Origin of the sequence: Frateuria sp. Soil773 (assembly GCF_001428405.1) — a bacterium.
GTDB lineage: Bacteria > Pseudomonadota > Gammaproteobacteria > Xanthomonadales > Rhodanobacteraceae > LMSL01.
This window is the reverse complement of record NZ_LMSL01000023.1, coordinates 39,887-64,319: the sequence shown is the minus strand read 5'-3', so window position 1 is coordinate 64,319 and position 24,433 is coordinate 39,887. Positions and strand designations below refer to the sequence as shown.

22 protein-coding genes are annotated in these 24,433 nt (G+C 69.8%); 15 read left to right on the top strand and 7 right to left on the bottom strand.

Annotated elements, in window-relative coordinates; all coding sequences use genetic code 11:
* Positions 1-35: 35 nt before the first annotated feature.
* From sdhC to lpxK, 14 genes are all read left to right on the top strand, one after another.
* Complete coding sequence (gene sdhC, locus ASG87_RS09115; RefSeq protein WP_056004090.1) at positions 36-431, top strand: succinate dehydrogenase, cytochrome b556 subunit; 396 nt, start codon at positions 36-38, stop codon at positions 429-431.
* Positions 428-817, top strand: a complete 390-nt coding sequence (gene sdhD / locus ASG87_RS09110) for a succinate dehydrogenase, hydrophobic membrane anchor protein (RefSeq protein ID WP_056004086.1) — start codon at positions 428-430, stop codon at positions 815-817. Before sdhC ends, sdhD begins: the two co-directional genes overlap by 4 nt.
* 5 nt (positions 818-822) lie before the next feature.
* Positions 823-2,610: a succinate dehydrogenase flavoprotein subunit gene (sdhA, locus tag ASG87_RS09105; RefSeq protein WP_056004083.1), complete on the top strand. Its 1,788-nt coding sequence runs from the start codon at positions 823-825 to the stop codon at positions 2,608-2,610.
* 104 nt (positions 2,611-2,714) lie between these two features.
* On the top strand, positions 2,715-3,500 hold the full coding sequence (locus ASG87_RS09100; RefSeq protein WP_056004080.1) for a succinate dehydrogenase iron-sulfur subunit: 786 nt from the start codon (positions 2,715-2,717) through the stop codon (positions 3,498-3,500).
* Between the two features lie 27 nt (positions 3,501-3,527).
* Positions 3,528-3,950 (top strand): MAPEG family protein, encoded by a 423-nt coding sequence (locus ASG87_RS09095; RefSeq protein WP_082582860.1) that lies wholly within the window; start codon positions 3,528-3,530, stop codon positions 3,948-3,950.
* Between the two features lie 8 nt (positions 3,951-3,958).
* Positions 3,959-4,198, top strand: a complete 240-nt coding sequence (locus ASG87_RS09090; RefSeq protein ID WP_056004399.1) for a succinate dehydrogenase assembly factor 2 — start codon at positions 3,959-3,961, stop codon at positions 4,196-4,198.
* On the top strand, positions 4,170-4,601 hold the full coding sequence (locus tag ASG87_RS09085) for a hypothetical protein (RefSeq protein WP_056004075.1): 432 nt from the start codon (positions 4,170-4,172) through the stop codon (positions 4,599-4,601). Before ASG87_RS09090 ends, ASG87_RS09085 begins: the two co-directional genes overlap by 29 nt.
* 104 nt (positions 4,602-4,705) lie before the next feature.
* A complete protein-coding gene (locus ASG87_RS09080; RefSeq protein ID WP_056004072.1) occupies positions 4,706-5,950 on the top strand; it encodes a lipoprotein-releasing ABC transporter permease subunit in 1,245 nt (414 codons plus the stop codon).
* Between the two features lie 4 nt (positions 5,951-5,954).
* Positions 5,955-6,653, top strand: a complete 699-nt coding sequence (gene lolD / locus ASG87_RS09075) for a lipoprotein-releasing ABC transporter ATP-binding protein LolD (protein WP_056004069.1) — start codon at positions 5,955-5,957, stop codon at positions 6,651-6,653.
* Positions 6,654-7,123: 470 nt separating this feature from the next.
* Complete coding sequence (locus ASG87_RS09070; protein WP_056004066.1) at positions 7,124-9,463, top strand: DNA internalization-related competence protein ComEC/Rec2; 2,340 nt, start codon at positions 7,124-7,126, stop codon at positions 9,461-9,463.
* Between the two features lie 118 nt (positions 9,464-9,581).
* Entirely contained in the window at positions 9,582-10,235 is a 654-nt protein-coding gene (locus tag ASG87_RS09065) for a MotA/TolQ/ExbB proton channel family protein (protein WP_056004396.1), read from the top strand.
* A 7-nt stretch (positions 10,236-10,242) separates the two neighbouring features.
* The gene (locus tag ASG87_RS09060) at positions 10,243-10,671 is read left to right on the top strand and encodes a biopolymer transporter ExbD (RefSeq protein ID WP_056004062.1); all 429 of its coding nucleotides are present in this window, start codon (positions 10,243-10,245) and stop codon (positions 10,669-10,671) included.
* Positions 10,668-12,437 carry a lipid A export permease/ATP-binding protein MsbA gene (gene msbA / locus ASG87_RS09055; RefSeq protein ID WP_326937889.1) on the top strand — a complete coding sequence of 590 codons (1,770 nt, stop codon included), beginning with the start codon at positions 10,668-10,670 and terminating at the stop codon, positions 12,435-12,437. Before ASG87_RS09060 ends, msbA begins: the two co-directional genes overlap by 4 nt.
* A 10-nt stretch (positions 12,438-12,447) precedes the next feature.
* Positions 12,448-13,431 (top strand): tetraacyldisaccharide 4'-kinase, encoded by a 984-nt coding sequence (gene lpxK / locus ASG87_RS09050; protein ID WP_056004059.1) that lies wholly within the window; start codon positions 12,448-12,450, stop codon positions 13,429-13,431.
* Positions 13,432-13,846: 415 nt separating this feature from the next.
* On the opposite strand, the gene ASG87_RS09045 is transcribed toward lpxK, so the two are convergent.
* The 6 genes from ASG87_RS09045 to ASG87_RS09020 are packed head-to-tail and all read right to left on the bottom strand — an operon-like array spanning position 13,847 to position 21,972.
* The gene (locus tag ASG87_RS09045; RefSeq protein WP_056004056.1) at positions 13,847-14,629 is read right to left on the bottom strand and encodes an OmpA family protein; all 783 of its coding nucleotides are present in this window, start codon (positions 14,627-14,629) and stop codon (positions 13,847-13,849) included.
* Between the two features lie 3 nt (positions 14,630-14,632).
* The gene (tagF, locus tag ASG87_RS20620) at positions 14,633-15,628 is read right to left on the bottom strand and encodes a type VI secretion system-associated protein TagF (RefSeq protein ID WP_235499601.1); all 996 of its coding nucleotides are present in this window, start codon (positions 15,626-15,628) and stop codon (positions 14,633-14,635) included.
* Complete coding sequence (gene tssM / locus ASG87_RS20615; protein ID WP_056004053.1) at positions 15,625-19,359, bottom strand: type VI secretion system membrane subunit TssM; 3,735 nt, start codon at positions 19,357-19,359, stop codon at positions 15,625-15,627. The genes tagF and tssM overlap by 4 nt, the downstream gene beginning before the upstream one ends.
* Before the next feature lie 34 nt (positions 19,360-19,393).
* The gene (locus tag ASG87_RS09030; RefSeq protein ID WP_056004050.1) at positions 19,394-20,776 is read right to left on the bottom strand and encodes a hypothetical protein; all 1,383 of its coding nucleotides are present in this window, start codon (positions 20,774-20,776) and stop codon (positions 19,394-19,396) included.
* A 43-nt stretch (positions 20,777-20,819) separates the two neighbouring features.
* A complete protein-coding gene (locus ASG87_RS09025; protein ID WP_056004046.1) occupies positions 20,820-21,080 on the bottom strand; it encodes a PAAR domain-containing protein in 261 nt (86 codons plus the stop codon).
* 34 nt (positions 21,081-21,114) lie between these two features.
* Complete coding sequence (locus tag ASG87_RS09020) at positions 21,115-21,972, bottom strand: M15 family metallopeptidase (protein ID WP_056004388.1); 858 nt, start codon at positions 21,970-21,972, stop codon at positions 21,115-21,117.
* 121 nt (positions 21,973-22,093) lie between these two features.
* On the opposite strand from ASG87_RS09020, the gene ASG87_RS09015 reads away from it, so the two are divergent.
* Entirely contained in the window at positions 22,094-22,843 is a 750-nt protein-coding gene (locus ASG87_RS09015; protein ID WP_056004043.1) for a hypothetical protein, read from the top strand.
* Between the two features lie 55 nt (positions 22,844-22,898).
* Here the strand turns inward: ASG87_RS09015 and tssA are convergent, their stop codons facing one another.
* The gene (tssA, locus tag ASG87_RS09010) at positions 22,899-23,966 is read right to left on the bottom strand and encodes a type VI secretion system protein TssA (protein ID WP_056004040.1); all 1,068 of its coding nucleotides are present in this window, start codon (positions 23,964-23,966) and stop codon (positions 22,899-22,901) included.
* Positions 23,967-24,433 lie beyond the last annotated feature (467 nt).

Below are 24,433 nucleotides of genomic sequence, written 5' to 3'. Positions count from 1 at the left end.
GTCGGGCATCAGCGATTCCACTCAGGATAGCCGCCATGGCAGATACGCGACGACCGCTCTCACCCCATCTCCAGATCTATAGCTGGCAAGTGCAGATGGTGACTTCCATCCTGCACCGCGCCACCGGCATCGCGCTGGCCGTGGGCACGCTCCTGATCGTGTGGGGCCTGCTTGCGCTGGCCGGCGGCGAGGCGAGCTTCGGGCAGTTCAAGACCTGCATCGGCAGCCCGCTGGGGCTGGTGCTGCTGTTCGGCTGGAGCTGGGCGCTGTTCTACCACCTGTGCAACGGCATCCGTCACCTGGTGCAGGACACCGGCGCGGGCTACGCGATCCCGCAGTTCGTGCGTTCGAGCTGGCTGTCGGTGATCGTCAGCGTGCTGCTCACCGTGGCGGTCTGGGCCTATGTGCTGAGCGCGGGAGGTGCCGCATGAGCGCGAAGGACTTGCGCAATCCGCTGAAGCGCGCGCTCGGCCTCGGCTCGGCGCAGGCCGGCGTGGGCCACTGGTGGACCCAGCGCGTCACCGCGGCGGGGCTGGTGCTGCTCGGGCTGTGGTTCGTGATCACCGTGCTCGGCCTGCTGCATGCCGACTACGCCACGGCGAAGGCCACGGTGGCGAAGCCGTGGAACGCCGTGCTGCTGATCGCCTTCCTGGTCACCGCGTTCTGGCACGCCGTGCTCGGCCTGCAGGTGGTGGTGGAAGATTACGTGCACACCCGCTGGAAGGAAGTGTCTTTGCTGGTGGCGATCAAGTTCCTCGCGGTGCTCGGCGCGCTGGCGAGCGTGCTGGCCGTATTGCGCATCGCATTGGGAGCCTGAGGTCGATGGAAAGCTACAAGATCCAACAGCACAAGTACGACGTGATCGTGGTCGGCGCTGGCGGCGCGGGCCTGCGCGCCACCTTCGGCCTGGCCGAGAAGGGCCTCAAGGCCGCCTGCATCACCAAGGTGTTCCCGACCCGCTCGCACACCGTGGCGGCGCAGGGCGGCATCTCGGCGGCGCTCGGCAATATGGGCGAGGACGACTGGCGCTTCCACTTCTACGACACCGTCAAGGGTTCCGACTGGCTCGGCGACCAGGACGCGATCGAGTACATGTGCCGCGAGGCGATTCCCTCGATCATCGAGCTGGAGCACTACGGCGTGCCGTTCTCGCGCACCGAGGAAGGCAAGATCTACCAGCGCCCGTTCGGCGGCATGACCACGCACTACGGCAAAGGCACCGCGCAGCGCACCTGCGCCGCCGCGGACCGCACCGGCCACGCGATCCTGCACACGCTGTACCAGCAGGCGCTGGCGCACGACGCCACCTTCTTCATCGAATACTTCGCGATCGACCTGATCTTCGACGAGGAGGGCGTCTGCCGCGGCGTGCTCGCGCTCGACATGAACGAGGGCACCCTGCATTTCTTCCGCGGCCATGCCGTGGTGATGGCGACCGGTGGCTACGGCCGCGCCTACTTCAGCGCCACCTCGGCGCATACCTGCACCGGCGACGGCGGCGGCATGGTGCTGCGCGCGGGCCTGGCGCTGCAGGACATGGAGTTCGTGCAGTTCCACCCCACCGGCATCTACGGCGCCGGCTGCCTTATCACCGAGGGCGTGCGCGGCGAGGGCGGCTACCTCACCAACTCCGAGGGCGAGCGCTTCATGGAGCGCTACGCGCCGAACGCGAAGGATCTGGCCTCGCGCGACGTGGTCAGCCGCGCGATGACGATGGAGATCCGCGAGGGCCGCGGCGTCGGCGAGCACAAGGACCACATCTTCATCAACCTGATGCACCTGGGCGCGGACGTGATCCACGAGCGCCTGCCGGGCATCGCCGAATCGGCGCGCATTTTCGCCGGCGTGGACGTGACCAAGGAGCCGATCCCGGTCATTCCCACCGTGCACTACAACATGGGCGGCATCCCGACCAACTACCACGGCGAAGTCGTGCAGAAGAAGGGCGACGACGTCGACGCGATCGTGCCGGGCCTGTTCGCGATCGGCGAGGCGGCCTGCGTGTCGGTGCACGGCGCCAACCGCCTGGGCTCGAACTCGCTGCTCGACCTGGTGGTGTTCGGCCGCGCGGTCTCGCACCGCTGCGCCGAGCTGATCAAGCCGGAGACGCCGCACAAGGACCTGCCGGCCAGCATCCTGGACAAGGCACTGGCGCGCTTCGACGGGCTGCGCAACGCCAAGGGCAGCAAGCCGACCGCGCAGATCCGCCTGGAGATGCAGCGCACGATGCAGAGCGACGCCGCGGTGTTCCGCACCGGCACCACCCTGAAGGAAGGCTCCGAGAAGATCTCCGCGATCCGCGAGTCGTTCAAGGACGTGCGGGTCAGCGACCGCTCGATGGTGTGGAACTCCGACCTGATCGAGACGCTGGAGCTGGCCAACCTGCTCGACCAGGCCGTGGCGACCATGCACTCGGCCGCGCAGCGCGAGGAAAGCCGCGGCGGCCACGCGCGCGAGGATTTCCCCGAGCGCAACGACGCGGTGTGGATGAAGCACACGCTGGTGAAGGTGGACGAGGCCGGCAAAGCCAGCTTCGACTTCCGTCCGGTGCACATGTACACCCTGACCGACGAGGTCGAGGTGGTGCCGCCGAAGAAGCGCGTTTACTAAGAGCGGGGATTGGGGATACGTGATTCGGGATTCGTAACAGCCGAGCCGCATCCCGCTTTGAACGAATCCCAAATCCCGAATCCCGAATCCCGGAAATCAAAGCCATGGCCGAATTCTCCCTGCCGAAAAACTCCAAGATCCAGCCGGGCAAGCACTATCCGGCGAAGGGCGCGAAGAATCCGCGCACTTTCCGCATCTACCGCTGGTCGCCGGACGATGGCCAGAACCCGCGCATCGACACCTACGAGGTCGACCTGGCCGCGTGCGGCCCGATGGTTCTGGACGCGCTGCTGAAGATCAAGAACGAGATCGACCCCACGCTCACCCTGCGCCGTTCCTGCCGCGAGGGCATCTGCGGCTCGTGCGCGATGAACATCGACGGCACCAACACGCTGGCCTGCACGCGCGCCATCGAGGAATGCGCGAAGGGCGACGTGAAGATCTATCCGCTGCCGCACATGCCGGTGGTGAAGGACCTGGTGCCGGACCTGACCCACTTCTACGCCCAGTTCGCCTCGATCAAGCCGTGGCTGCGCACGCAGAGCCCGGCGCCGGCCGACAAGGAGCGCCTGCAGTCACCGGAAGACCGCAAGAAGCTCGACGGCCTGTACGAATGCATCCTGTGCGCCTGCTGCTCGACCTCGTGCCCGAGCTACTGGTGGAACGGCGACAAGTACCTCGGCCCGGCGATCCTGCTGCAGGCTTACCGCTGGATCGTCGATACGCGCGACGAGGACACCGGCGCACGCCTGGACGACCTGGAAGACCCGTTCAAGCTGTATCGCTGCCACACCATCATGAACTGCGCGCGCACCTGCCCGAAGGGCCTGAACCCGGCCAAGGCGATCGCGGAGATCAAGAAGCTGATCGTGGAGCGGCGCTCTCCCTGAGCGTCGCGCGCAACCGAGGGCCGAGGCATGGAAGGCAGGGCAATCTATCTCCCGGTATTGGTCATGGCGGCGCTCACCTTCGCCGTGTGGCTGCGGATGTTCGTGGTCCGCATCGGCCAGATGAAGCGCGAGCGGATCCACCCGCAGAAGGTGGCCACCTCGGCGCAGGCGGCCGCGTTGCTCACCGACAGCCGGGCCGCGGACAATTTCCGCAACCTGTTCGAGCTGCCGGTGCTGTTCTACGTCGCCGCCGTCGTCGCGGCGCAGGCCGGGCAGGTCGGCCCGGTCACGCTGGCCCTGGCCTGGGCGTTCGTGCTGCTGCGGATCGTGCACAGCGCGATCCACTGCGGCTACAACAAGGTCATCCACCGCTTCTACGCCTACGTCGCCAGCGGCCTGGCGCTGTGGGCGTTGTGGGCGGCGCTGGCCGTCGGCCTGCTGCGCGGATGAGCGGTCCGATGACCGAGGGGCGACTGCGCTGGCGCTGCCGGCGCGGTACGCGTGAGCTGGATGCGCTGCTCGGGGGCTGGCTGGACGAATGCTTCGCCGCGGCCGACGAAGCGCAGCGCCAGGCATTCGGCGAACTGCTGGACGTGCAGGACCCGGACCTGTGGGACTGGCTGATGGGCCACGCCCGGCCGGCACGGATGGACTGGCAGGCGATCGTCGATGGCATCCGCGCCCGCCATCGGCTTTGAGTACCGGCCCTCGACGGGCATGGCGCGCCTGCTGGCTGGCATGGCCGTGCTGGCGGCGGTTGCGGTGCTGTGCTGCGGCCTCGACGGCTGGCTGAAGGCGCTGCTGGTGCCGGCCATCGCGCTGGCCGCCTGGCGGGCCGTCCGCGCGCACGCCGGCCTGCCGGTGACGGCGGCCGGCTGGGCCGGCGACGGTCGCTGGACGCTGCGCCTGCGGCCTGGCGGCGACGTGCCGGCCACGCTCGTCTCGCACAGGGCATGGGGAAACGTGATCTGGCTTCGACTCCACTGCGGCCCGGTCGGCCGGCCGGTGCTGCTGCTGGCGCCGGACAACAGCGATGCCGACATCCGCCGCCGGCTGCGCATGCGGCTCGCCGCCGGGCAGGCGGCCGCCGCGCCGCATTGAACGCATTGCATTGAGCCGGGCACTTTATCGGTGCGGCGCAGTCTCACCGAATGCCCGATAATGCCTGCCTGGGCGGCCAGCCCTTCGACCCAAGCGACCCGCCCATGTTCCGACCGCTCGAGCTCTTCATCGGCCTGCGCTACACGCGCGCCAAGCGACGCAACCAGTTCATCTCCTTCATCTCCGCGATCTCGATCGTGTGCATCACGATCAGCGTGATGGCGCTGATCACCGTGATGTCGGTGATGAACGGCTTCGACGACCAGTTGCGCTCGCGCATCCTGGGCGCGATCTCCGACGCCACGGTGTCGGGCCTGCCGGGCGAGTCCGTGCAGGACTGGCAGCGGGCCGTGCAGGTCGTCGGCGCCAATCCGCACGTGAAGGGCGCAGCGCCCTACGTGGAAGCACAGGCGATGCTGCTGGCGCGCCGCCCGGGGCCGGCGCTCATCCGCGGCATCGAGGCCTCGGAGGAACCGAAGGTGTCCGACCTCGGCAAGCACATGGTCGAGGGCCGGCTGGACGAGCTCACCCCGCATAGCTGGAACATCGTGCTGGGCAGGGAGCTGGCGATGACGCTCGGGGTGAGCGTAGGCGACAAGGTGATCATGGTGGTGCCGCAGTTCCGCGGCACGCCGTTCGGCTCGGTGCCGAAGCAGCGCGGCTTCAGGGTCAGCGGCATCTTCGAGATGGGCATGCAGGAGTTCGACTCCGGGCTGGCCCTGATCAACATGAGCGACGCCGAGGCGCTCAACGGGCTGAGCGGGCCCACCGGCATCCGCCTGAAGCTGGACGACATCTACAACGCGCGGCCGGTGGCCCGGGAGCTTGCCGATTCGCTCGGCCAGTTCTACCGCGTGGAAACCTGGATCGAGAGCCACGCCAACTTCTTCTCCGCCATCTCGATGGAGAAGAAGGTGATGGGCATCATCCTGTCGCTGATCGTCCTGGTCGCAGTGATCAACCTGATCTCGATGCTGATGATGCTGGTGACCGACAAGCAGGCGGACATCGCCATCCTGCGCACGCTCGGCGCTACCCCGCGCAGCATCATGGGCATGTTCATGGTGCAGGGCCTGCTGGTGGGCATCGTCGGCATCGGCTTCGGCGTGGGCCTGGGCTCGCTGCTGTCGTGGAAGCTGCCGGTGATCGTGAAGTGGATCGAGCACGTGACCGGGGTGACCTTCCTGTCGCCGGACATCTATTACATCAGCGAGCTGCCGAGCAAGCTGCAGGCGACCGACGTGGGCTGGGTGGCGCTGGTCACCTTCGCGTTCTCGCTGCTCGCCACCCTCTACCCCGCGTGGCGCGCCTCGCGCACGCAGCCGGCGCAGGCGCTGCGCTATGAGTGAGCCCATGACCGCACCCAACGACATCGTGCTGCGCGCCAGCGGCATCGCCAAGACCTACCGGGAAGGCGACCTGGAAACCCGCGTGCTCAGCAACGCCAGCTTCGCCCTGAAGCGCGGCGAGACGCTGGCCATCGTCGGCGCCTCCGGCTCGGGCAAGAGCACGCTGCTGCACATCATCGGCGGGCTGGACACACTGACCCGCGGCGAGGTTGAGGTGGAGGGGCGCGTGCTGTCCAGGCTCTCCGACGCCGAGCGCGGCCGCGTGCGCAACCGCTCGATGGGCTTCATCTACCAGTTCCACCACCTGCTGCCCGAGTTCACCGCGCTGGAGAACGTGTGCATGCCGCTGCTGATCCGCGGCACGCCGATCGGCGAGGCGTGGCAGCGGGCCGGTGTGCTGCTCGACCGGGTCGGGCTGGGCCAGCGCATGCAGCACAAGCCGGGCGAGCTTTCCGGCGGCGAGCGCCAGCGCTGCGCGGTGGCGCGCGCCCTGGTGACGCGGCCGGCCTGCGTGCTGGGCGACGAACCCACCGGCAACCTCGACGAAGGCAATGCCGCGCAGGTCTACGACCTGATGCTTGAACTCAACCGCGAGATCGGCACCAGCTTCATCCTGGTCACCCACGACAGCCACCTGGCGGCGCGGATGGACCGCACGCTGGAGCTGCACAACGGCGAGTTGATCGAGCGGCCGCGCGGTTAGTCCGAACGCGGGCGAACCTGCCTTCCCTGCGCAGGCTGGCCGTGAACGGGGCAGGGGGCGTATCGGCGGGAATTCCGCGTGGATCGCTCGTCGGCTCGGCCGATGGCGCGGCCGTGGGTACTTTCTTTCTGCGGGCCTGTTGACGATCTTTTCGTCGGTCCAACCGTCTCCTCGTCATTATTCCTGCGGGGCGCTTTTCAACAGCCGAAGGGCTGGTCAAGCAGGAAGCGCTTTTCAACAGCCGAAGGGCTGGTCATCCAGTGACTTGATGCTCCAAAGCTCACCGGCCCTTCGGCCGTTGAAAGCCGCTGGGACGACGTCTCATGGCGGGACATCTGGAAACTGTGAACAGACTCTGAGGCCGCTTGCGGCAACCCGCCGTTGCGGGACGTATGCCTACACGTTTTTCGGCTTCCGCGATGCGCGGACCCGGCTAGGCTGTCCCGATACGTTGCACTGGAATCGAGGACATGGCGCAAACGGCAAGGATGCCGGGCGCGACAGGTACGGGCGTGGCCCTGCTGCTTGGCGTGCTGCTGGTGCAATGGCTGCCCGGGCTGCCGCCGCGCGGATGGTCGGGGCTGGCGGGCCTGCTTGCATTGGGCCTGCTCGCGGCCGGTGCGTTCCGGCGCTGGCCGTCCGCAGCAAGCTGGCTGGCCGTGCTGCTGTTCGGCGCGGCATGGGCGATGTGGCGCGGTTCGCTGGCGCTGGAACTGCGCCTGCCGCGCGCGCTCGAAGGCCGCGATTTCGAGGTGACCGGCACGCTCGACGACCTGCCGCGGGTGGGTAGCGACGCGACCCGTTTCGCGCTGCGGATCGAACGGGCCACGCTCGACGGCCGGCCGGTCGCCCTGCATGGCCGGCTCGACCTGAACTGGTACAGGCACGCGTTGCCCCTGCCGCCGTGCTCGCGCTGGCGGTTGCGGGTACGGCTCAAGCGGCCGCGAGGGCTGGTCGATCCGGGCGGTTCCGACCGCGAACGCTCGGCCCTGGAGCATCGCGTCGCCGCGAGCGGCTATGTGCGCGAGGGGCCGTCGAACCACCCGCTCGGCCAGCCCGGCTTCTGCCTCGACGGCCTGCGCGACCGGCTGGCGCGGGGCATTGCAGCACGCGTGCGCGACCCGCACGACGCGGCCCTGCTGCAGGCGTTCTCGATCGGCGACACGCGCGGCCTCGGCCCGGACGACTGGAACGTGGCGCGGGCCAATGGCGTGTCGCACCTGATCGCCATCTCGGGATTCCACGTCGGGGTCGCCGCAGTGTTCGGCCTGTGGCTGGCCGGCCTGGGCTACCGGCTGTTCCCGCGCTGGGGGCTGCGATTGCCGAGGCTGCAGGCGCAGGCTGCGGCGGCGATGGCGTCGGCGGGCCTGTACGGAGCGCTGGCCGGCTGGGGCCTGCCCACCGTGCGCACCCTGCTGATGATCGCCGTGGTCGCGATCGCGCGTTGCAGCCGCCGGCACGGCGGCGGGGCGCAGCCGCTGGCGCTGGCCCTGGTCGCGCTGCTGCTGGCCGATCCGCTGTCGACGCTGAGCGCAGGCTTCTGGCTGTCGTTCGTGGGCGTGGCCTTCCTGATGCTGTGCCTGACCGCACGGCCCGCCGGTCTGCGCGGCTTCCTGCACGAGCTGTCGATGGGGCAACTGGTGATGACGGTATCGCTGCTGCCGCTGACGATGTGGTTCTTCGGCGAGGCGTCGCTGGTGGGGGCGTTGTCCAACCTGGTGGCCGTGCCGTTCGTGAGCTTCGTGATCGTCCCGTGCGCCCTGGCCGGGACCCTGCTGCTCCTGCTGTGCCCGCCGGCGGCCGCCCCGCTGTGGTGGCTGTCCGGCTGGCTGGCGCACGGCCAATGGTGGCTGCTGGAGAGCATGGCGACGTGGCCGGGGGCGCACTGGTACCTGCCCGAGGTGCAGCCGTGGGCGCTGCTGCTGGCAATGCTCGGTGCGCTCTGGCTGTTCGCACCTTCGGGGATGCCTCTGCGCAGCCTGGCGCCGCTGCTGTTCCTGCCGCTGGCGGTGCCGTGGCGCACGGTGCCGGACGACGGCGCGTTCCAGGCCTGGGTATTGGACGTGGGGCAGGGATTGTCGGTGCTGGTGCACACTCGCGGCCACACGTTGCTGTACGACGCGGGGGCCGCGTATCCCTCCGGCTACGACCTGGGAAGCGCGGTGGTGCTGCCGTCGATCCATGCGCTGGGCCTGCGCCGGCTGGACGTGCTGATGGTCAGCCATGCCGACAACGACCACGCCGGCGGCGCGCCCGCCGTCGCGGCCGCCTTCCCGCTGGCGCGGCGTTATGCCGGCGAGCCGGAGCGCATGCCGCTGCCGATGCGCGCCTGCGCGGCCGGGCAGGCATGGCGGTGGGACGGGGTGGATTTCCGGGTGCTGTTTCCGGAAGCCGGTGCCGCCGCGGCGCGGAACAACGACCGCTCCTGCGTGCTGCTGGTGCAGGGCCGCGGCGGGCGGCTGCTGCTGACCGGCGACATCGGCCGCCGCGTCGAGCCGCAGGTGGCCGCGGCGCTCGGGCCCGGCCGCGACGGGAACACGGTGATGCTGGTGCCGCACCACGGCAGCCGCAGTTCGTCCGGCGCGGCCTTCATCGCGGACGTGCGGCCGGGACTGGCGGTGGTCTCGGCCGGCTGGCTGAACCGCTTCGGGCATCCGCACCCGCGGGTGGTGCAGCGCTACGCCGCGGCGGGCGTGCCGCTGCTGAACACGGCGGACAGCGGCGCGATCCAACTGGAGTTTCCGGTCGACGACGCGCCGCACGCGGCGCATGCCTGGCGCCGGCGCCGGCCGCGCTACTGGCGCGAATAGGCACCGGCGGCGCGCTGCCGCAACTGCCACCGGTGCCGCGGAACCGCCGGGCCGGACTGCTATGATGCGCGCTTTCCACAAGCTGCGGAGCGCGGGAGTCGTCGTGCTTGAAATCCTGATGGCTGGCGGATGGGCGATGCTGCCGATCCTGATCTGTTCGGCGGTGGCCCTGGCGATCGTGCTGGAGCGCTGCCTGACCCTGCGCCGCAGCGTGGTGCTGCCGCCCGGGCTGGGCGAGGAGGTGCGCCAGTGGGCGCGCGCCGGCCAGCTCGATCCGGGCCATCTGGAGACGCTGGCGCAGGGCTCGCCGCTGGGCGAACTGCTCGCTTCCGCGCTGGCCGTGCGCAACCGCCCGCGCGAGCAGATCAAGGAGCGCATCGAGGACACCGGCCGGCACGTGGTGCACCGGATGGAGCGCTTTCTCAACACGCTCGGCACGATCGCGCTGATCGGCCCGCTGCTGGGCCTGCTGGGCACGGTGATCGGCCTGATCCGCATGTTCATGCAGGTGATGGGCGGCGGCATGGCCGACCCGACCAAGATGGCCGGTGGCATCGGCGAGGCGCTGATCTGCACCGCCTCGGGCCTGATCGTGGCGATTCCCGCATACGTGCTGCATCGCTACTTCCGTTCGCGGGTGGCCGGCTACTGCGTGGAGATGGAGAAGCAGGCCATCGCCCTGCTGGACGACCTGACGGTGTCCGCGCCGGCCCCGGCGCGCACGCGCCGCGCGGCGGCGCCCGCCGCCGCCGTCGGGCCGAGCGCGGGCTGAGCCGTCGATGCGCATAGGCAACGACCGCCGCCAGGACGATTTCGAGATCAACGTGATTTCGTTGATCGACGTGCTGCTGACCCTGCTCATGTTCTTCGTGCTGACCACCACCTTCGTGCAGCATTCGCGCATGCAGGTGACCCTGCCCAAGGCCAGCACCGAGGACCGCGACATGCAGGCGCCCGCGCTCACCGTGATGATCGACCGCGACGGCCGCTACTACGTGGGCAGCGACGAGGTGCTGGGCGAGGGGATCGACCCGCTCAAGCAGGCGATCGCGCGCGTCGCCGGCGAGGACCGCGACCGCCAGGTGACGATCCGCGCCGACGCGATGACGCCGCACCAGGACGTAGTGACCGCGATGGATGCGCTGGGGCAGCTCGGCTTCACCCGGCTCTCCATCGCGACGACGCCAGCCAGGGCGGACGCACGGTGAGCAAGAAAAGCCGTATCGACTGGATGCAGACCTGGCAGGTCTACCGCCGCCTGCTGAGCTACCTGCTGCCCTACCGCTGGGCCGGCGTCGGCACCATACTGGCGATGATCGTGGACGCGCTGTGCCTGACCCTGTTCGTGCGCGCGATCAAGCCGATGATCGACGGCCTGTTCGTGGACAAGGACCCCTGGACCATCTTCTGGCTGCCGATCGGCATCGTGGCATTGGCGGTGGTGCGCTTCTTCACCTCGTACTATTCCGACTACGGCATGGGCCTGCTCAGCCGCAACGTGGTGCAGGACATCCGCAAGGACGTGTTCGCCAGCTACCTGCGCCTGCCGGTGCCGCGTTTCGCCAACGAATCCTCGGGCCAGCAGATCTCGCGCATCACCTACACTACCGACCAGGTGGCCAAGGCGTCCACCACGGCGTTCAAGTCGGTGCTGCAGGATGGCCTGGTGGTGGTCGGGCTGATCGGCAACATGCTGCTGGCCAGCGCCTATCTGACGCTGGCGCTGCTGGTGATGGTGCCCACCGTGATCGGCGTGGTCACCTGGATCAGCCGCCGCTACCGCCGCATCAGCAAGCGCGTGCAGAACACCATGGGCTCGGTGGCCGGGTCGGTCAAGGAAGTGGTGGAAGGGCACCGCGAGGTGCGCATCTACGGCGCGCAGGCCGTCGAGCAGCAGCGCTTCGACGAAGTGGCCGAGCGCACGGCGCAGTTCAACCTCAAGATCTCCTCGACCAGCGCGCTGTCCGGCGCGATGGTGCAGGCCACCGCGGCGCTGGCGCTGGCCGCGATCATCTGGCTGGCGACGCGCCCCTTCCAGATGGAGAGCATGACCGCCGGCACCTACACCACGGTGATCTTCGCCATGGCCGGGCTGATGACCCCGCTCAAGCGCCTGACCAACGTGCAGGCCGACATCCAGCGCGGCGTGTCCGCCGCCGAGGATCTCTTCGCCGTCATCGACCTGCCGCCGGAACGTGACAGCGGCAGCCGCGTGCTGGAGCGCAGCCGCGGCGATATCCGCTTCGAGCACGTGGGCCTCACCTACGAGAACACGACGGCGGCGGTGCTGCACGGCATCGACCTGGCGTGTCCCGCCGGCTCGGTCACCGCCGTGGTGGGGCGCTCGGGCAGCGGCAAGACCAGCCTGGTCAGCCTGCTGCCGCGATTCTACGCACCGAACGAGGGGCGCATCCTGGTCGACGGCCACGACATCGCCGACTACACGCTGGCCTCGCTGCGCCGGCAGATCGCCTGGGTGGGGCAGAGCGTGGTGCTGTTCGAGGGCACCGTGGCCAGCAACATCGCCTACGGCGAACTGGCCGGCGCGAGCGAGGCGGAGATCGTCGCCGCGGCCGAGGCGGCCAACGCCATGGAGTTCATCGCCAAGTTGCCCAAGGGCATCCACAACGAGATCGGCGAGAGCGGCAACCTGCTTTCCGGCGGCCAGCGCCAGCGCATCGCGATCGCCCGGGCGATCCTGAAGAACGCGCCGATCCTGGTGCTGGACGAGGCCACCAGCGCGCTGGACACCGAGTCGGAGCGGCTGATCCAGCAGGCGCTGCAGAAGCTGATGCTGAACCGCACCACGCTGGTGATCGCCCACCGGCTGTCCACCATCGAGGGCGCCGACCAGATCGCGGTGATGGACCAGGGCCGCATCGTCGAGCGCGGCACGCACGCCGAACTGCTGGCGGCGAACGGGCACTACGCCGCCTTGCACCGCATGCAATTCCACGAGCCGGCCGGCGACTGAGGCCGCCGCGGTGGCGCTGGCCGACACGCTGGAAGCCTCCTGGTACGGCAACGGCCGCGCGCCCTGGTGGGCCGGGGCGCTGGCGTTCCTCTACGGCGGCGTGGTCCGGCTGCGCCGGCGCCTGTATCGCCTCGGCTGGCTGCGCAGCGAGCGCCTGCCGGTGCCGGTGGTGGTGGTCGGCAACATCACGGTGGGCGGCACCGGCAAGACGCCGCTCACGCTGGCGATCGTCGAGGACCTGCGCGGACACGGCTTGCGCCCCGGCGTGGTCAGCCGCGGCTACGGCGGGCGCCAGCGCGAGCCCGCGCTGCTGGGCGAGGCACCCGATCCGCAGCAGTTCGGCGACGAGCCTTGCCTGCTGCGCGGCGGCGGCGTGCCGGTGGCGGTGGGGCGCGACCGCCCGGCGGCGGCGCGGCTGCTGCTCGACGCCGGCTGCGACGTGGTGGTCGCCGACGACGGCCTGCAGCACTACCGGCTCGCGCGCGACGTGGAGATCTGCGTGATCGATGGCGTGCGCCGCTTCGGCAACCAAAGGCTGCTGCCGGCCGGCCCCCTGCGCGAGCCGCTGCAGCGGCTGCGGGCGGTCGACCTGCGCGTCTGCAACGGGGCGGCGCTGGAGGGGGCCTATACGATGGCGCTGCTGGGCGACGAGGCCTGCGCCCTGGCCGACGGCCACCACCAGCCCGTCGCCGCCTTCGCCGGCGAGCGCGTGCATGCGGTGGCGGCGATCGGCCATCCGCAACGCTTCTTCGACAGCCTGCGCCAGCGGGGCATCGAGGTGATCGAACACGCCTTTCCCGACCACCACCTGTTCGCACCGGGCGACCTGGATTTCGGCGATGCCCTGCCGGTGCTGATGACCGACAAGGACGCCGTCAAGTGCCAGCGCTTCGCGCAGCCGCACTGGTGGCGGGTGCCAGTGCGCGCGGAGCTGCCGCGCGCTTTCCACGAGGCCCTGCGCCAGCGCATCGCGCAGGCGCGCCCGTCGCGCTGAGAGCCTGTTCAAAGTCTCCCGGTCGGACTGGCTCCCCTCACGCTCTCCGCTCGTCATTCCTGCAACTCTCAACGGTCGCAGGGCCGGTCGAGCTGGGCGCGCTTTTCAACAGCCGAGGGGCTGGTCATCCGGCGACTTTTCCCTTCCCTAAAACCTAGAGGCACTGGATCCCAGCCTTCGCTGGGATGACGCTTCGTAGGGGGATACCTGGGAGACTGGAATCCCCCCACGCTCCCCGCTCGTCATTCCTGCGAACCCCGAAAAGGGGGGGGGGCAAGAGCAGGAATCCAGCGACTTTCTCTTCCCCCAAACCTAGAAGCTCTGGGTTCCGGCTTGACCGGCCCTTCGGCCGTTTAGAGCCGCCGGGATGACGTTTCAGGGGGATGCCTGGGAGACTTTGAGCAGTCTCCGAGTCTCAGCGCAGGATCTTGAAATCGATGCGCCGGTTGCGCGCGCGGCCCTGCTCGGTGGCGTTGTCGGCGATGGGCTGGTCCGGGCCGTTGCCGCTCACCGTCATGCTCGCCACCGGGATCCGCTTGCCGGCCAGGTAGTCGCGCACCGCGGCGGCGCGGGCCAGGCTGAGCTGGATGTTGGCCGCGCGGTTGCCGGAGCTGTCGGTGTTGCCGACGATGGCGATCTTCGGGTCCTGCAGCTTCACGATCGCCGCGGCCATCTCGTCCAGCACCAGGCGGCCGCGCGGCGTGAGGATCGCGCTGCCGCTCTCGAACTCGACCACCCGGTTGGCCAGCGCCTGGTCCAGCACCTGCTGGTCGGAGGTACCGATGCGCAGGTCCGGATGGATATGGTACGTGCCGTTGAAATGCGCCGCCAGCTGGCTGGGCACCTGCTGGCGCTGGTACTCGTTGGGCACCTCGCCGCTGATGCGGATCTCGTTGCCCTCGACCTTGAGCTGGCCGTGGCTGACCTGCTTGAGGTTGGCGTCGAGCATGGCGGTGACGTACTGCTCCCAGTTGCCCGGGGCGACCACGTTGCTGACCTCGGCGCGATCGACCACCTTGTCGGCGCCGTACATCTCGCGCAGCTTGGCCAGGATCTGCGCCTTGACCGCCTCGCTCGGCAAGGTGCCGCTGACGACCACCTTGTCGTTGCCGGCGGCGGTGCCGTCGGCAGCGGCCGGGACGCCGGCGGCCGTGCCGGCGAGGAGCAGGGCGAGCAGGGCGGCGGATCGGATGCGCATGGGTCAGGCTCCCAAAAAGGTTTCGCGGAAGGTGTCGCGCGCGGTGCGCAGCGACAGCCCTTCCTGGCCGGTGTAGCTGGACAGTTTCTTCAAGGCGTAGTCGTCGTCGGCGTGGTCGTCGGCCCAGTCGGGGTCGTCCAGCAGGATGTTTTCCTCTTCGTCGACGCTGCGGTCGAACATCGCCTGCAGGCTGCGCCCCTGGGCGCCGTTGAAGCCGATGGTGAGCGTGGGCGCCGGGCCGTCCTTGACCAGGGTGAGCAGCTCGAAGTCGGCCCGGCCGAGGAAGCCGGAGACCAGGTCCAGCCAGAAAGTGGCGACCAGGCTGCGGTACATCGGGTCCTGCGGCAGCGGCAGGGTGAGGCCCTTGCCGAGCCGGCCGGCGCCGCCGCCCAGCACCGGCTGCAGCAGGATGCCCAGCGCGATCAGGATGCGCCGCACCGAAACCGCGTGCCCGCTGGCCGCGATTAGCGATTCGAGCGAGCCGATCGACTGCATTTCCAGGAAATCCTGGAACGCCGGCTCCAGCGCATCGGCATGGGTATTCACGCCGATGCGCTGGCTGGCGAGGTTCTGCAGCGTTTCCCCCGGGTCCGGCGCGTGGCGCGCCTGGTGGGCCTCGCGTTGCAGGCGCGCGTACAGGCGCGAGAAGCCGAGCGGGCTGCGCGCGATGAAGCGCAGCGGCTGCGCCACCTCCATCGAGGCCGCCGCGATGAACGGAAAGCGGCGGCCGGAGGCGTCCTGGCTGGGCAGCAGGTGGCCGGCGATCACCGCCTTGCTGCGCGAGCCCATGAAGGCGAAGTGCATCGGCACGCCGCCGTCGTACAACTGCTTCCAGGCGACGTCCTGGGCGAGCAGTTCGATGCCCTGGCCGACCCAGCGGTCGAGGATCGAGATCAACTGGTGGTTGTCGGTCGCCTTGACGAAGTCGCCGCGCGTGGGGAGCTTGCCGAAATAGCTGATCCCCACCGACTGTTCCAGGCCGTTCACCGCGGCGTTCACTGGGCGGCTCCGGCAGCGGCGACGGGCGCCGGCTCGGCGTTGCCGGCGATGGTGGCCGGCAGGGTCATGCCGCGCAGGCCCTGGCGCTGGGTGCCGTTCGCGTTGCGGCCGGGGCTGCTGATGATCTGCAGCCTCACCGGCACCGTGTACGGGCCGTTCGTCCAGCTCAGGTCGTAGACGTCCTTGGAGCCTTCCACCGGGGTCGGGTGCCCTGAGGTCATCAGTTCGGTGAGCGCGCGCTGGCCGTTGTAGCTGGCGATCTCGGTGGTGCGCCCGTCGTAGGTCACCGCGCTGATGCGCACGACCTGGCCCTGCTGGCTGCTGTCCCACACGAAGGTGGTCCACTGCGACGGCGTGTTGCGGTAGCGCAGCAACTGCATGCCGATCTGGATGGTGTACTCGGAGATGCCGTTCGCCGCCGGCCCCGGCTGCAGCTTGAAGGTGGACTGCGAATTGCTGTCGGTGGTCTGGCCCAGCGGCGCGACCCACTGCGCGAAGTCGGCCATCATCGCCGGCGCCAGGGTGATGCCCAGGTCGGCCCACTGCTTGGCGATCATGGTGTTGCCGCGGCGGATCACCAGCGGCCCGAGCGCGTCGTTGCTGAACTTGGCGATGGCGCCGTCCGGCCCGAAGATCTGCGCGATCTCGGCATTGGCCGCTTCCACCTGGCCGTGTTCGTCGAACGGGTACTTGCCGGACAGTTCCTTCTGGAACGGTTCGTAGACCTGGGCCGCCCACACCTTGTTGATCTCGGTCTGGGTGGGTGCGATCAGCGCGCCGAAGGTCTGCACCAGCGGGCGCAGCAGCAGCGGGCGCAGGGCCTGGCGCTGGCTGTCGGTGACGCCGGTGAGCATCTGTTCGTCGACCAGTTGCAGGCCGTCGGACAGCTCCGAGCCGCTGCCGTCGAGCGTCTTGAGCATCAACTGGCGTGCCCCGGGGCCCGGATCGCCCTGGGTCTTGATCGCATTGAGGCGGGTGCGGATGCGCGAGAGCACGTCCAGGTAGCTCTGCACCAGCGGGGGATTGCTGTCGCGCGCCACCATCAGGCGGGCGACCCCCGCGAACTCCTTGCCGACCGGGCCGACCGGGATCTCGCCGCCGCCGGGTGCCTTGAGGTTCACGTCGAGGTTCACGCCGCGCGGCTGGCGGCGCAGGATCACCCGCTTGAACCAGTTGATGAAGCCGCCCTGGGCTTTCTTCAGGCCCTCGTTCACCAGCGACGGGTTGTCCCAGGAGGTTTCCCGGTAGACGCCGTCGAGCAGCTTGCGCATCGGGGTGTTCTGCGCGTCGCCGAGGCGGTTCATGGCGGCGACGGCATCGTCGAAGTCGGCGAACGGCGTCACCGCGACGCCGGCGAGGAATTTCTTCCACTGCTGCACGTATTCGTTCGCGTACAGCGCCTCCAGTTCCTTCTGGATGTGCTCGGGGCTGCCGGACAGCGTGAGGTCCTCGGCCTGGGTGGCCTGCAGCACCCAGTCGGTGCTGTTGAGCTCCTTGTTGGCGGCGTCGCGGATGGCGTCCTTCACGTAACCCTCCCACGCCTCGCGCGAGAAGGTGCCCGGGATCGCATAGCTGCCGACAAGGATCTTGCCGTCCTGTTCGCCGAGCAGGCTGTTGACCGTCACCGGCGGGAAGCGCGTGGCGGCGCGCGCCTTGATCTCGGCGTAGACGCGGTCGCGCGCCGGCAGGCCGCGCATCACCTGGCGCAGGGCCTGGCGGGTGTCGTCGGTCAGCGAGATCTTGTTCTCGATGGTCGGCCAGCCTGGGGCGCCGGACTGCGCGATGTAGTAGGTCATCAGGCGCTCGGCGCTGCGGCTCAGCTCCTCGCGCGACATCACGCCGCGGTTGGCGTCCAGCCAGCGGCGCCAGAACCGGGTGAGCTGGTCGGCCAGGTGGACCTGCTCGACCTTGCCTGCGTCGGCCAGCATCAGGTAGGCCTTGAGCGCGTTGTAGGCGTCCTGCGCGTTGGTGGGCGAGGGGCCCTGGTAGAGGTCGTTCGCGCTGGCGGGCCTGGCCGCGCCCTCGCTGGCGGCGCCGGCCTGGGCCGGCTTCAGCTCCGCGGCGTGCGACACGACTTCGCCCAGGTAGGATTCGATGCCCTGGGTGGCGGGCTGCAGCATCAGCGAGCGCATGCCGGCGAAGTACTCGCCGCGCAGCTTGGCCTCGATGGCGCCGCCCTGGTAGAGGCCCAGACCGAGCATCAGCGGGTGGTCGACCTTGTAGCGGCCCAGTTGTTCGAGCCGGTCCTGCAGCACTTCGAGCGCCTGCAGGCGCGACTGCAGGTCGACCCGGTCCTTCTGCAACTGCACCACCTTGTCCAGGTCGGCCTGCACGTTGGCGACCAGTTGGCGGTTGTTGGTGTACGACCACGCCCAGCCGCCCAGGGCCAGGCCCAGCGCCAGCGCGGAGCCGAGCAGCACCGCATAGCGCATGCGCACGCGGTTGCGGCTGGAATACTGCTGCACCAGTTGGCGGTCGGCGAAGATCACCTTGCGGAACAGGTCGAGCAGGAAGTAGCCATCCTTGGAGGCGATGCCGGCCTCGGGCTTCTCGGTGCTGCGGCCCAGGCCGAAGCGCTTGGCGATCCGCTCGGAGGCGTGGTGCACCGAGGCGGTTTCCTGGATCGCGCTGGTGAAGTAGAAGCCGCGGAACACCGGCTTGAACTGGTAGGGGTTGTCCTCGAACAGGGTGGTGATGAAGGTGCGCAGGGTGGCCTTGATGCCGGTGAATTCCAGCGGCAGGGTCAGCAGGCCGGGGGCCTGCGCGTTGCCGCGGTTGAGCGACATCTGCGCCAGGCCCATTTCCTTGAGGCCTTCGGACAGCTCGTCGAAGTAGCGCTCGAACAGGTCCACCGCGTCGCGGTTCGTCTCCGGCTGGAACGGCAGCGTGGCGCCCCACACCTTCTCGCGTTCGGCCGGGTCGAGCGTGCGGAAGAAGTCGCTGAAGCCGGAGATCAGGTCGGCCTTGGTGAACACCACGTAGACCGGCGCGATCACCTCCAGCCACTCGGTCAGCTCCTGCACGCGCTGGCGCAGGTTCTTGGCCAGGTTGATCGCGAATTCCGGCCGGTTGCCGGTCAGCTCGGCGATGCTGGCGGCGATGATGATGCCGTTGATCGGCGCGCGCGGGCGGTTCTTGCGCAGCAGTTCGAGGAAGGTCAGCCATTCGCTGCGGTCCTCCTCGTGCACCGAGTAACGGCCGGCCGTGTCCAGCAGGATGCCCTCGGTGGTGAAGTACCAGTCGCAGTTGCGCGTGCCGCCGATGCCCTGGATCACGCTGGCCTGCTTGTCGGCGAACGGGAAGCGCAGGCCGGAGTTGATCACCGCCGTGCTTTTGCCCGCGGCCGGGTTGCCGATCACCATGTACCACGGCAGCTCGTACAGCGCCGCGGTGCCCTTGGTCTGGCCCAGGCGCGAGGTCTTGATCGCCTTGATCGCCTCGTGCATGCGCTCGCGCAGCGCGTCGGTCTCGGCGCTGGGCCTGCCCTTGGCGTTGCCCGGCGCGCTGTGCGTGACGATCTCGCCGAGCTGCTGCGCGGCGCGGCGGTGGCGGATGCGGCGGGCGATCCACAGGGCCAGCAGCACCAGCAGGACCACCGCCAGCGCGATCGCCGCCCAGAACGCGAGCATCTTCAGCGTATTGCTGCCGAGGAAGAACATGGCGGCGATGACCGCCACGCCGATCGAGGCCAGCGTGCGCGAGTCGGTGAGAAAATAGCGGAGACGATTCATCTGGAGCGATTTCCCTGTCGGAACGGTGCGGCGGTCAGGCCGCCTTGCCTTGAACTGCGTCGTCGTCGTGTGGCGGGCCGACCAGCACGACGGCCCGCGCATGCGGCTCGCGCACGGACACGACAAGACTCGGTTGCTGCCCGGCGAGGCTGCGCTGGGCGGCCACCGCCAGCGCGGCGAGGATCGCCACGGCGCCGCTGTCGCCCCCGGCCATGCCCAGGTGCAGCCCCTGGCCGGTCGGGTCGAGGTCGGGATGCGCGGCGGCGATCGCCTCGGTGATCTCGGTGACGCGGCTGGCGCGGTGGTCGGCATCGCTGACCACGCAGGCGGGCGTCGCGTCCGGCCCGGCCTGCTGCTGCGCCTGCTCGAGCAGGTGGACCACCGTGTCGATGCGTGGGCGCCCGGCGGCGTCGGCGGAGTGCTCGCGCAGGCCGGCGAGCAGCCGGTGCAGGCGTGCCGCCGGCAGGGCCGGGGACGCCGGCCCGCGCGCCAGCAGCAGGCCACAGGCGCCTTCGCCGGGAATCAGCCCTTCCGGCTGCTCGTTGCCCATCAGCCGCCGTGCCGAGGCGAGCGCCGCCACGGCGGTTTCGCCCACCTGCGAGTCGCAGGCCAGCAGCAGGTGGCGGGAGTCGGCCCCGTTGCGGTTCAGCAGCAGGTTCAGCTCGTCGATGCGCGCCAGGGCCTGCACGCCGTCCGCCACCGCGACGGCATGCAGCGAGATCGCCGGCGCGCGCCAGCCTTCGCTCACCAGCCGGTGGCCGAACCAGGCCACCGCCGCGGTGCGCACGGCCTCGCTCCAGCGCTCCGGCAGCAGCAACTGGATGGCGATCGGCGCGGTCGGCTCCGGCGTCTCGTCGTCGGCGGGGGCCGCATGTCGTTCGAGCAGTTCGGCGGCGATCTCGGCGGCGAGCAGGAGGGACCGTTTGTGCTCGTCCTGCCAGCCGTCGAACGGTTCCGTCGAGGTGTCCTCGAAGGCGTCCGGCGCCACCGCGTCCACCGATGCGGCGTACACCGGCAGGCCGCGCGCGTCGCGCAGCGAGGGATGCAGCCCCGGGCGCCGGTTCGCCAGGGCGGCGTCGGCGACCTCCTCGGGCGTTTCGCCCGCCGGCAGGCGCAGGCGGCTGTCGAGCAGGGACAGGGTGAAGGACAGCGTCGGATCGGCGGCCTCGGCCGTGGCGGGGACCGCATCGCCGGCGGCGGACGGCGACGGGCGGGGGCGCTTGAGCCAGTCGATGCCGCTGCGCAGGCCGACGAAGCCGACGACCAGCGCCAGCGGCAGGCCGACGAACCAGACCGCCACGTCGGCGGCGTTGGGGATGCGATAGGTACTGCGCCAGTAGACGATCATGCCGGCCCACACCAGTCCGAAGACCAGGGCGATCCACAGCAGCGTGCGCAGTTTCGGGCGTTTCGCCATGTACGGTTCCTCACCACCGGCGCCTGCGGCGCCGGCCGATCCTTCAGCCCGCGCCAGTGGTGCTCTGGCTTGCGATGAGGGTGGCGCCGCATGCCGTGGTGTCGCCGTGGCGTGCAACGGGCTGGCCGTCGATGATGACGGTGGTGTCGCCGGTGGCGATCGCGTTGGCGCCGCACTTGGGGCAACTGACCTTGTCGCCCACCCGGGCGAGTTTCTTGCCGGCGACGTCGCTGGTGGTGGACGAGCCGGTGACCACGCCGCCGTGGCTGGTCCTGTCGCCGATCACGATGAAAGGTTTCGTCATACTCAGTGTCCCTACCGAAAATCCCTGACCGGGTTCAATGCCGGCGTGCGCTGGGCCCGGCCCCGGCCTTGTGCAGCTCGACGTGGCCGAAGTCCATCAGTTTCCAGCGTCCGCCCCATACCAGTCCCGCGGCCTGCGCCACCTCGCCGTACAGCCGGTAGCCGCGCATCGCCCACGGATCCTTTTCCGAGATGACAACCTTACCATCCCGATAGAACGCGCTGTCAGCGGCCAAACCGTACTGATGGTAGCTCTGATAGGCGCCGGCGTTTGTGACGGTCTTGGCCTGGGTGGAAAGCATGGCCTGCCGCTCGGGGCTGCGGTAGCCCTCCAGCAGCGCCATGTCGTAGCCGTAGCGCTCCTTCATCACCTTGAACACCGCCAGCAGGCGCTGGCGGAAATCGTCGTCGAGCCTGTCCCAGGCGCGACTCGCGCCGCCCAGGTCGGGACGGATCATCTCGACCTCACGGGTGGTGAAGATCTCCGGGGGCAGCGGCGGCGGCGGAACCAGTTGCTCGCCGCGCAGCAGGCTGGCGACCAGCTCGGCATTGCTGCCGCCGTCGCGCAGGGTGACGTCGAAGCCGTCGAGCATCACGTGCCGGCGCAGGCCGATCACCAGCAGCGGGGGCACCAGCAGCAGGACCACGATGGCGACAAGGGCCGCGCGGTGGCGGCGGATGTCGCGACCGAGCGATGTGCTGCCCTGGCGCACGGAATCGGAAGAGTTGCGCCATGTACGATGCGTGCGTCGGCCGAGTCGGTGCAGCAGCGAGGCGAAGCCTTGCCCGATGCGCCCGAGCCGGGCGCCCAGGCGCTCGCGGGCATCCGGGAAGCAGCACAGCCAGGCGAGTGCGAGCGCGGCGACGAACAGCGGGATCAGTGCGAAAGCCATTTCGTGTTGCAGCCCCATCCTTAAGACTGGTTGGACCGAGCCGGTCCGATGATTACAATCGCGGCGGGACCACGCAGGGTCCCGTGCTTCGCCCGAGGCCAAAGCCGAAAGGGAGTTACGCTTGGACCCGCAGGATCAACGGCCGAAACGGCCCAGCCTATTCGTCGGCGATACCGAACCGGCCGCGCAGCGGAACCGGATTCTAGCCGACATCGCCGGCACCACGGCCAAGCCCGGGAGACCGGCGAAAGCGCGGCGGTTCGGCTGGATCGCGTTCGGCGTGGCCGGGGTGTGCGTGGTCGCCCTGCTGTTGTGGCTGTCCTCGGACGAATCGCCGCGCAGCCCGGTGGCCGCGACCGCGGCGGACGCGCCTGCGAAGGCCGCCGCAGGCAGCGAGGGGCGCGCCGGCGGAACCGGCGCCACCATCGACGCGACGACAGGCCAGGCGACCGCGATGATCGTCAGCGACGCGCCGGCCCGTGCAAGCCAGGCGGCGGTTCCCGCGCCGGCCGCCGCCACGTCCGCGCAGCGCCAGGCGGCGATCGAACTGGACAAGGTCTTCGCGCCGCCGGCCCGTCCGGCGGCGACGACAGCGGCGGAGCGGCGCCCGGCCGGCAAGTCGACCAGGCGCGACGACGACGTGGACCTGCTGACTGCGCTGATGCGGCACCTGGACAGCCGGCCGAAGGCGCCGCCGGGGAGCGGCAGGGCCGCGGCGGCGGTGCAGGTCTCCGAGGCCGAGCGTATCGAGCGCCGCCTGAAAGTGTGCCCGGCCGCGAATACCGTCGCCGGCGTCACCTGCCGCCAGCGGATCTGCGCCGGGCACCTCGGCGAAACGCCCTCGTGCCCGGCGCCGAGGCAGGCCAACTAGCCCGGGCCGGGCCGCATCCGCCGATGTCGACGCGCCGGCAGGGCCGGCGCCTTGGTCACGCGTCGCGGGATTCGTCCGGACCCACGTCCAGCAGTTCTTCCAGGTGGGCCAGCGATCCGCTGTCCTTGACCACGCTTTTCAGCCATACGTGCAAGGGCATCGAGCCCCAGCGCGCGGCCTTGTCGGCGAGGTAGGCCACCGGGCTATGCGGTTCGGTGCGCCGGAAGAACTCGGCGACCTTGCGCAGTTGCGCCAGCGCTTCCTTGCGCGAGCCGATCTCGCCGTGCGCGATGGCCCGGGACGAAGAGGCGTCGGCCGGCCGATCGGCCGGCGGCGGCGAAGCATCGCCGGCCGGCGATGCGGCCGCGAGCTGCTCGCTGCCGTCGGCGTGCACGCCGGCGTCGCGCGCGAAGCGCAGCGCCGTGTGCACCGCCGATTCGAAGGCGTCGCGGGTGGCGGCGAAGCTCGGCCCTTGCTGGCCGAGCCGCGCATCCACCACGTCCTGCAGAGCCTGCAGGGCTTGCAGGCAGGCCGGGGCCTCGGCTGCCAGGCGCTGGTAGAACGCGAAGGCGGTGGCCGCGCGCGCGGCTTCGAGCTGGGCCGGTGCGGGCAGGTGCGATTCGCCGCCCTCGTGGGCATGGCGCGAGCGCGCGGCCTCGAAATCGACCTGCGCGTAGCGCCCCTGGGCACCGTCGGTGAGCGGCACCGAACGCACCCACTGGATCGACTGGTTCAGCAGCCAGGCGATCGTGCCGGTACGCAGTTCGTTCTCTTCGCCGTCCAGTTCCGGATGCAGGGTCTCCCAATAGCGGTCGCACAGGCCGGCGGTGAGCCGCAGGCCGGCATCGAGCCCGGCGAACCCGTGCAGGCGCGTGTGCGCCTCGGTCAGCCAGGCGGCAAGGCGCAGGTCCTTGCTGCGCGCCTGCAACAATGCCGAGCAGTGGCTGGCGACGGCCGGCCAGTCGGCGCTCTTCAGTTCGGTCACCCATTCGCCCTGGTCGAGCGAAGGATCGTCGGCGCGTCGGAACTCCTGGATGGCGTCGAATTCCGCCGAGTAGGAGAGATCCTCGCCGCAGGGCTGGCCGTCGGCGATCGGTGCGAGCAGGGAAGGGAGGTCGAGCATGTCAGCGATCCTGGCTGGAATGATCCGTGGGCGAGGGTATGTCGTTGCGCGGTCCGCGGCGCGAAGAAACCGCGTGACTCCGCCTGCGGGCAGGTGGCGTGCGCGGCGAATCCATCGCACCGATCATAAGGGAGTTGTGCGCCACACTTCACGCTACCTGTTCACGTCGCGGGCAGGCTTTGCGGGTATTCTTGCGACTTGCCATGGAAAGCCGCCCGGCGACATCGGGCGGGATCGTGCGGCCAAGGAGATGGATGGTGGTGGCTGAATCGGATTTCAGCGTCGCAGGCGAACTGTCAGTCATGTTCAGCGCCGCGACCCGCCTGTACGCCCTGGAAGGCGACGGCGCGNCCGGCGAACGCACCCTGCTCCGTCGCATAGGCCAGCGCGCCGATCGCCGTGCTGCCCACGCCCATCGCGCCGGCACCCGCACCCAGCGCGCTCGCCGCCAAGGCGCCCGCCTCGGT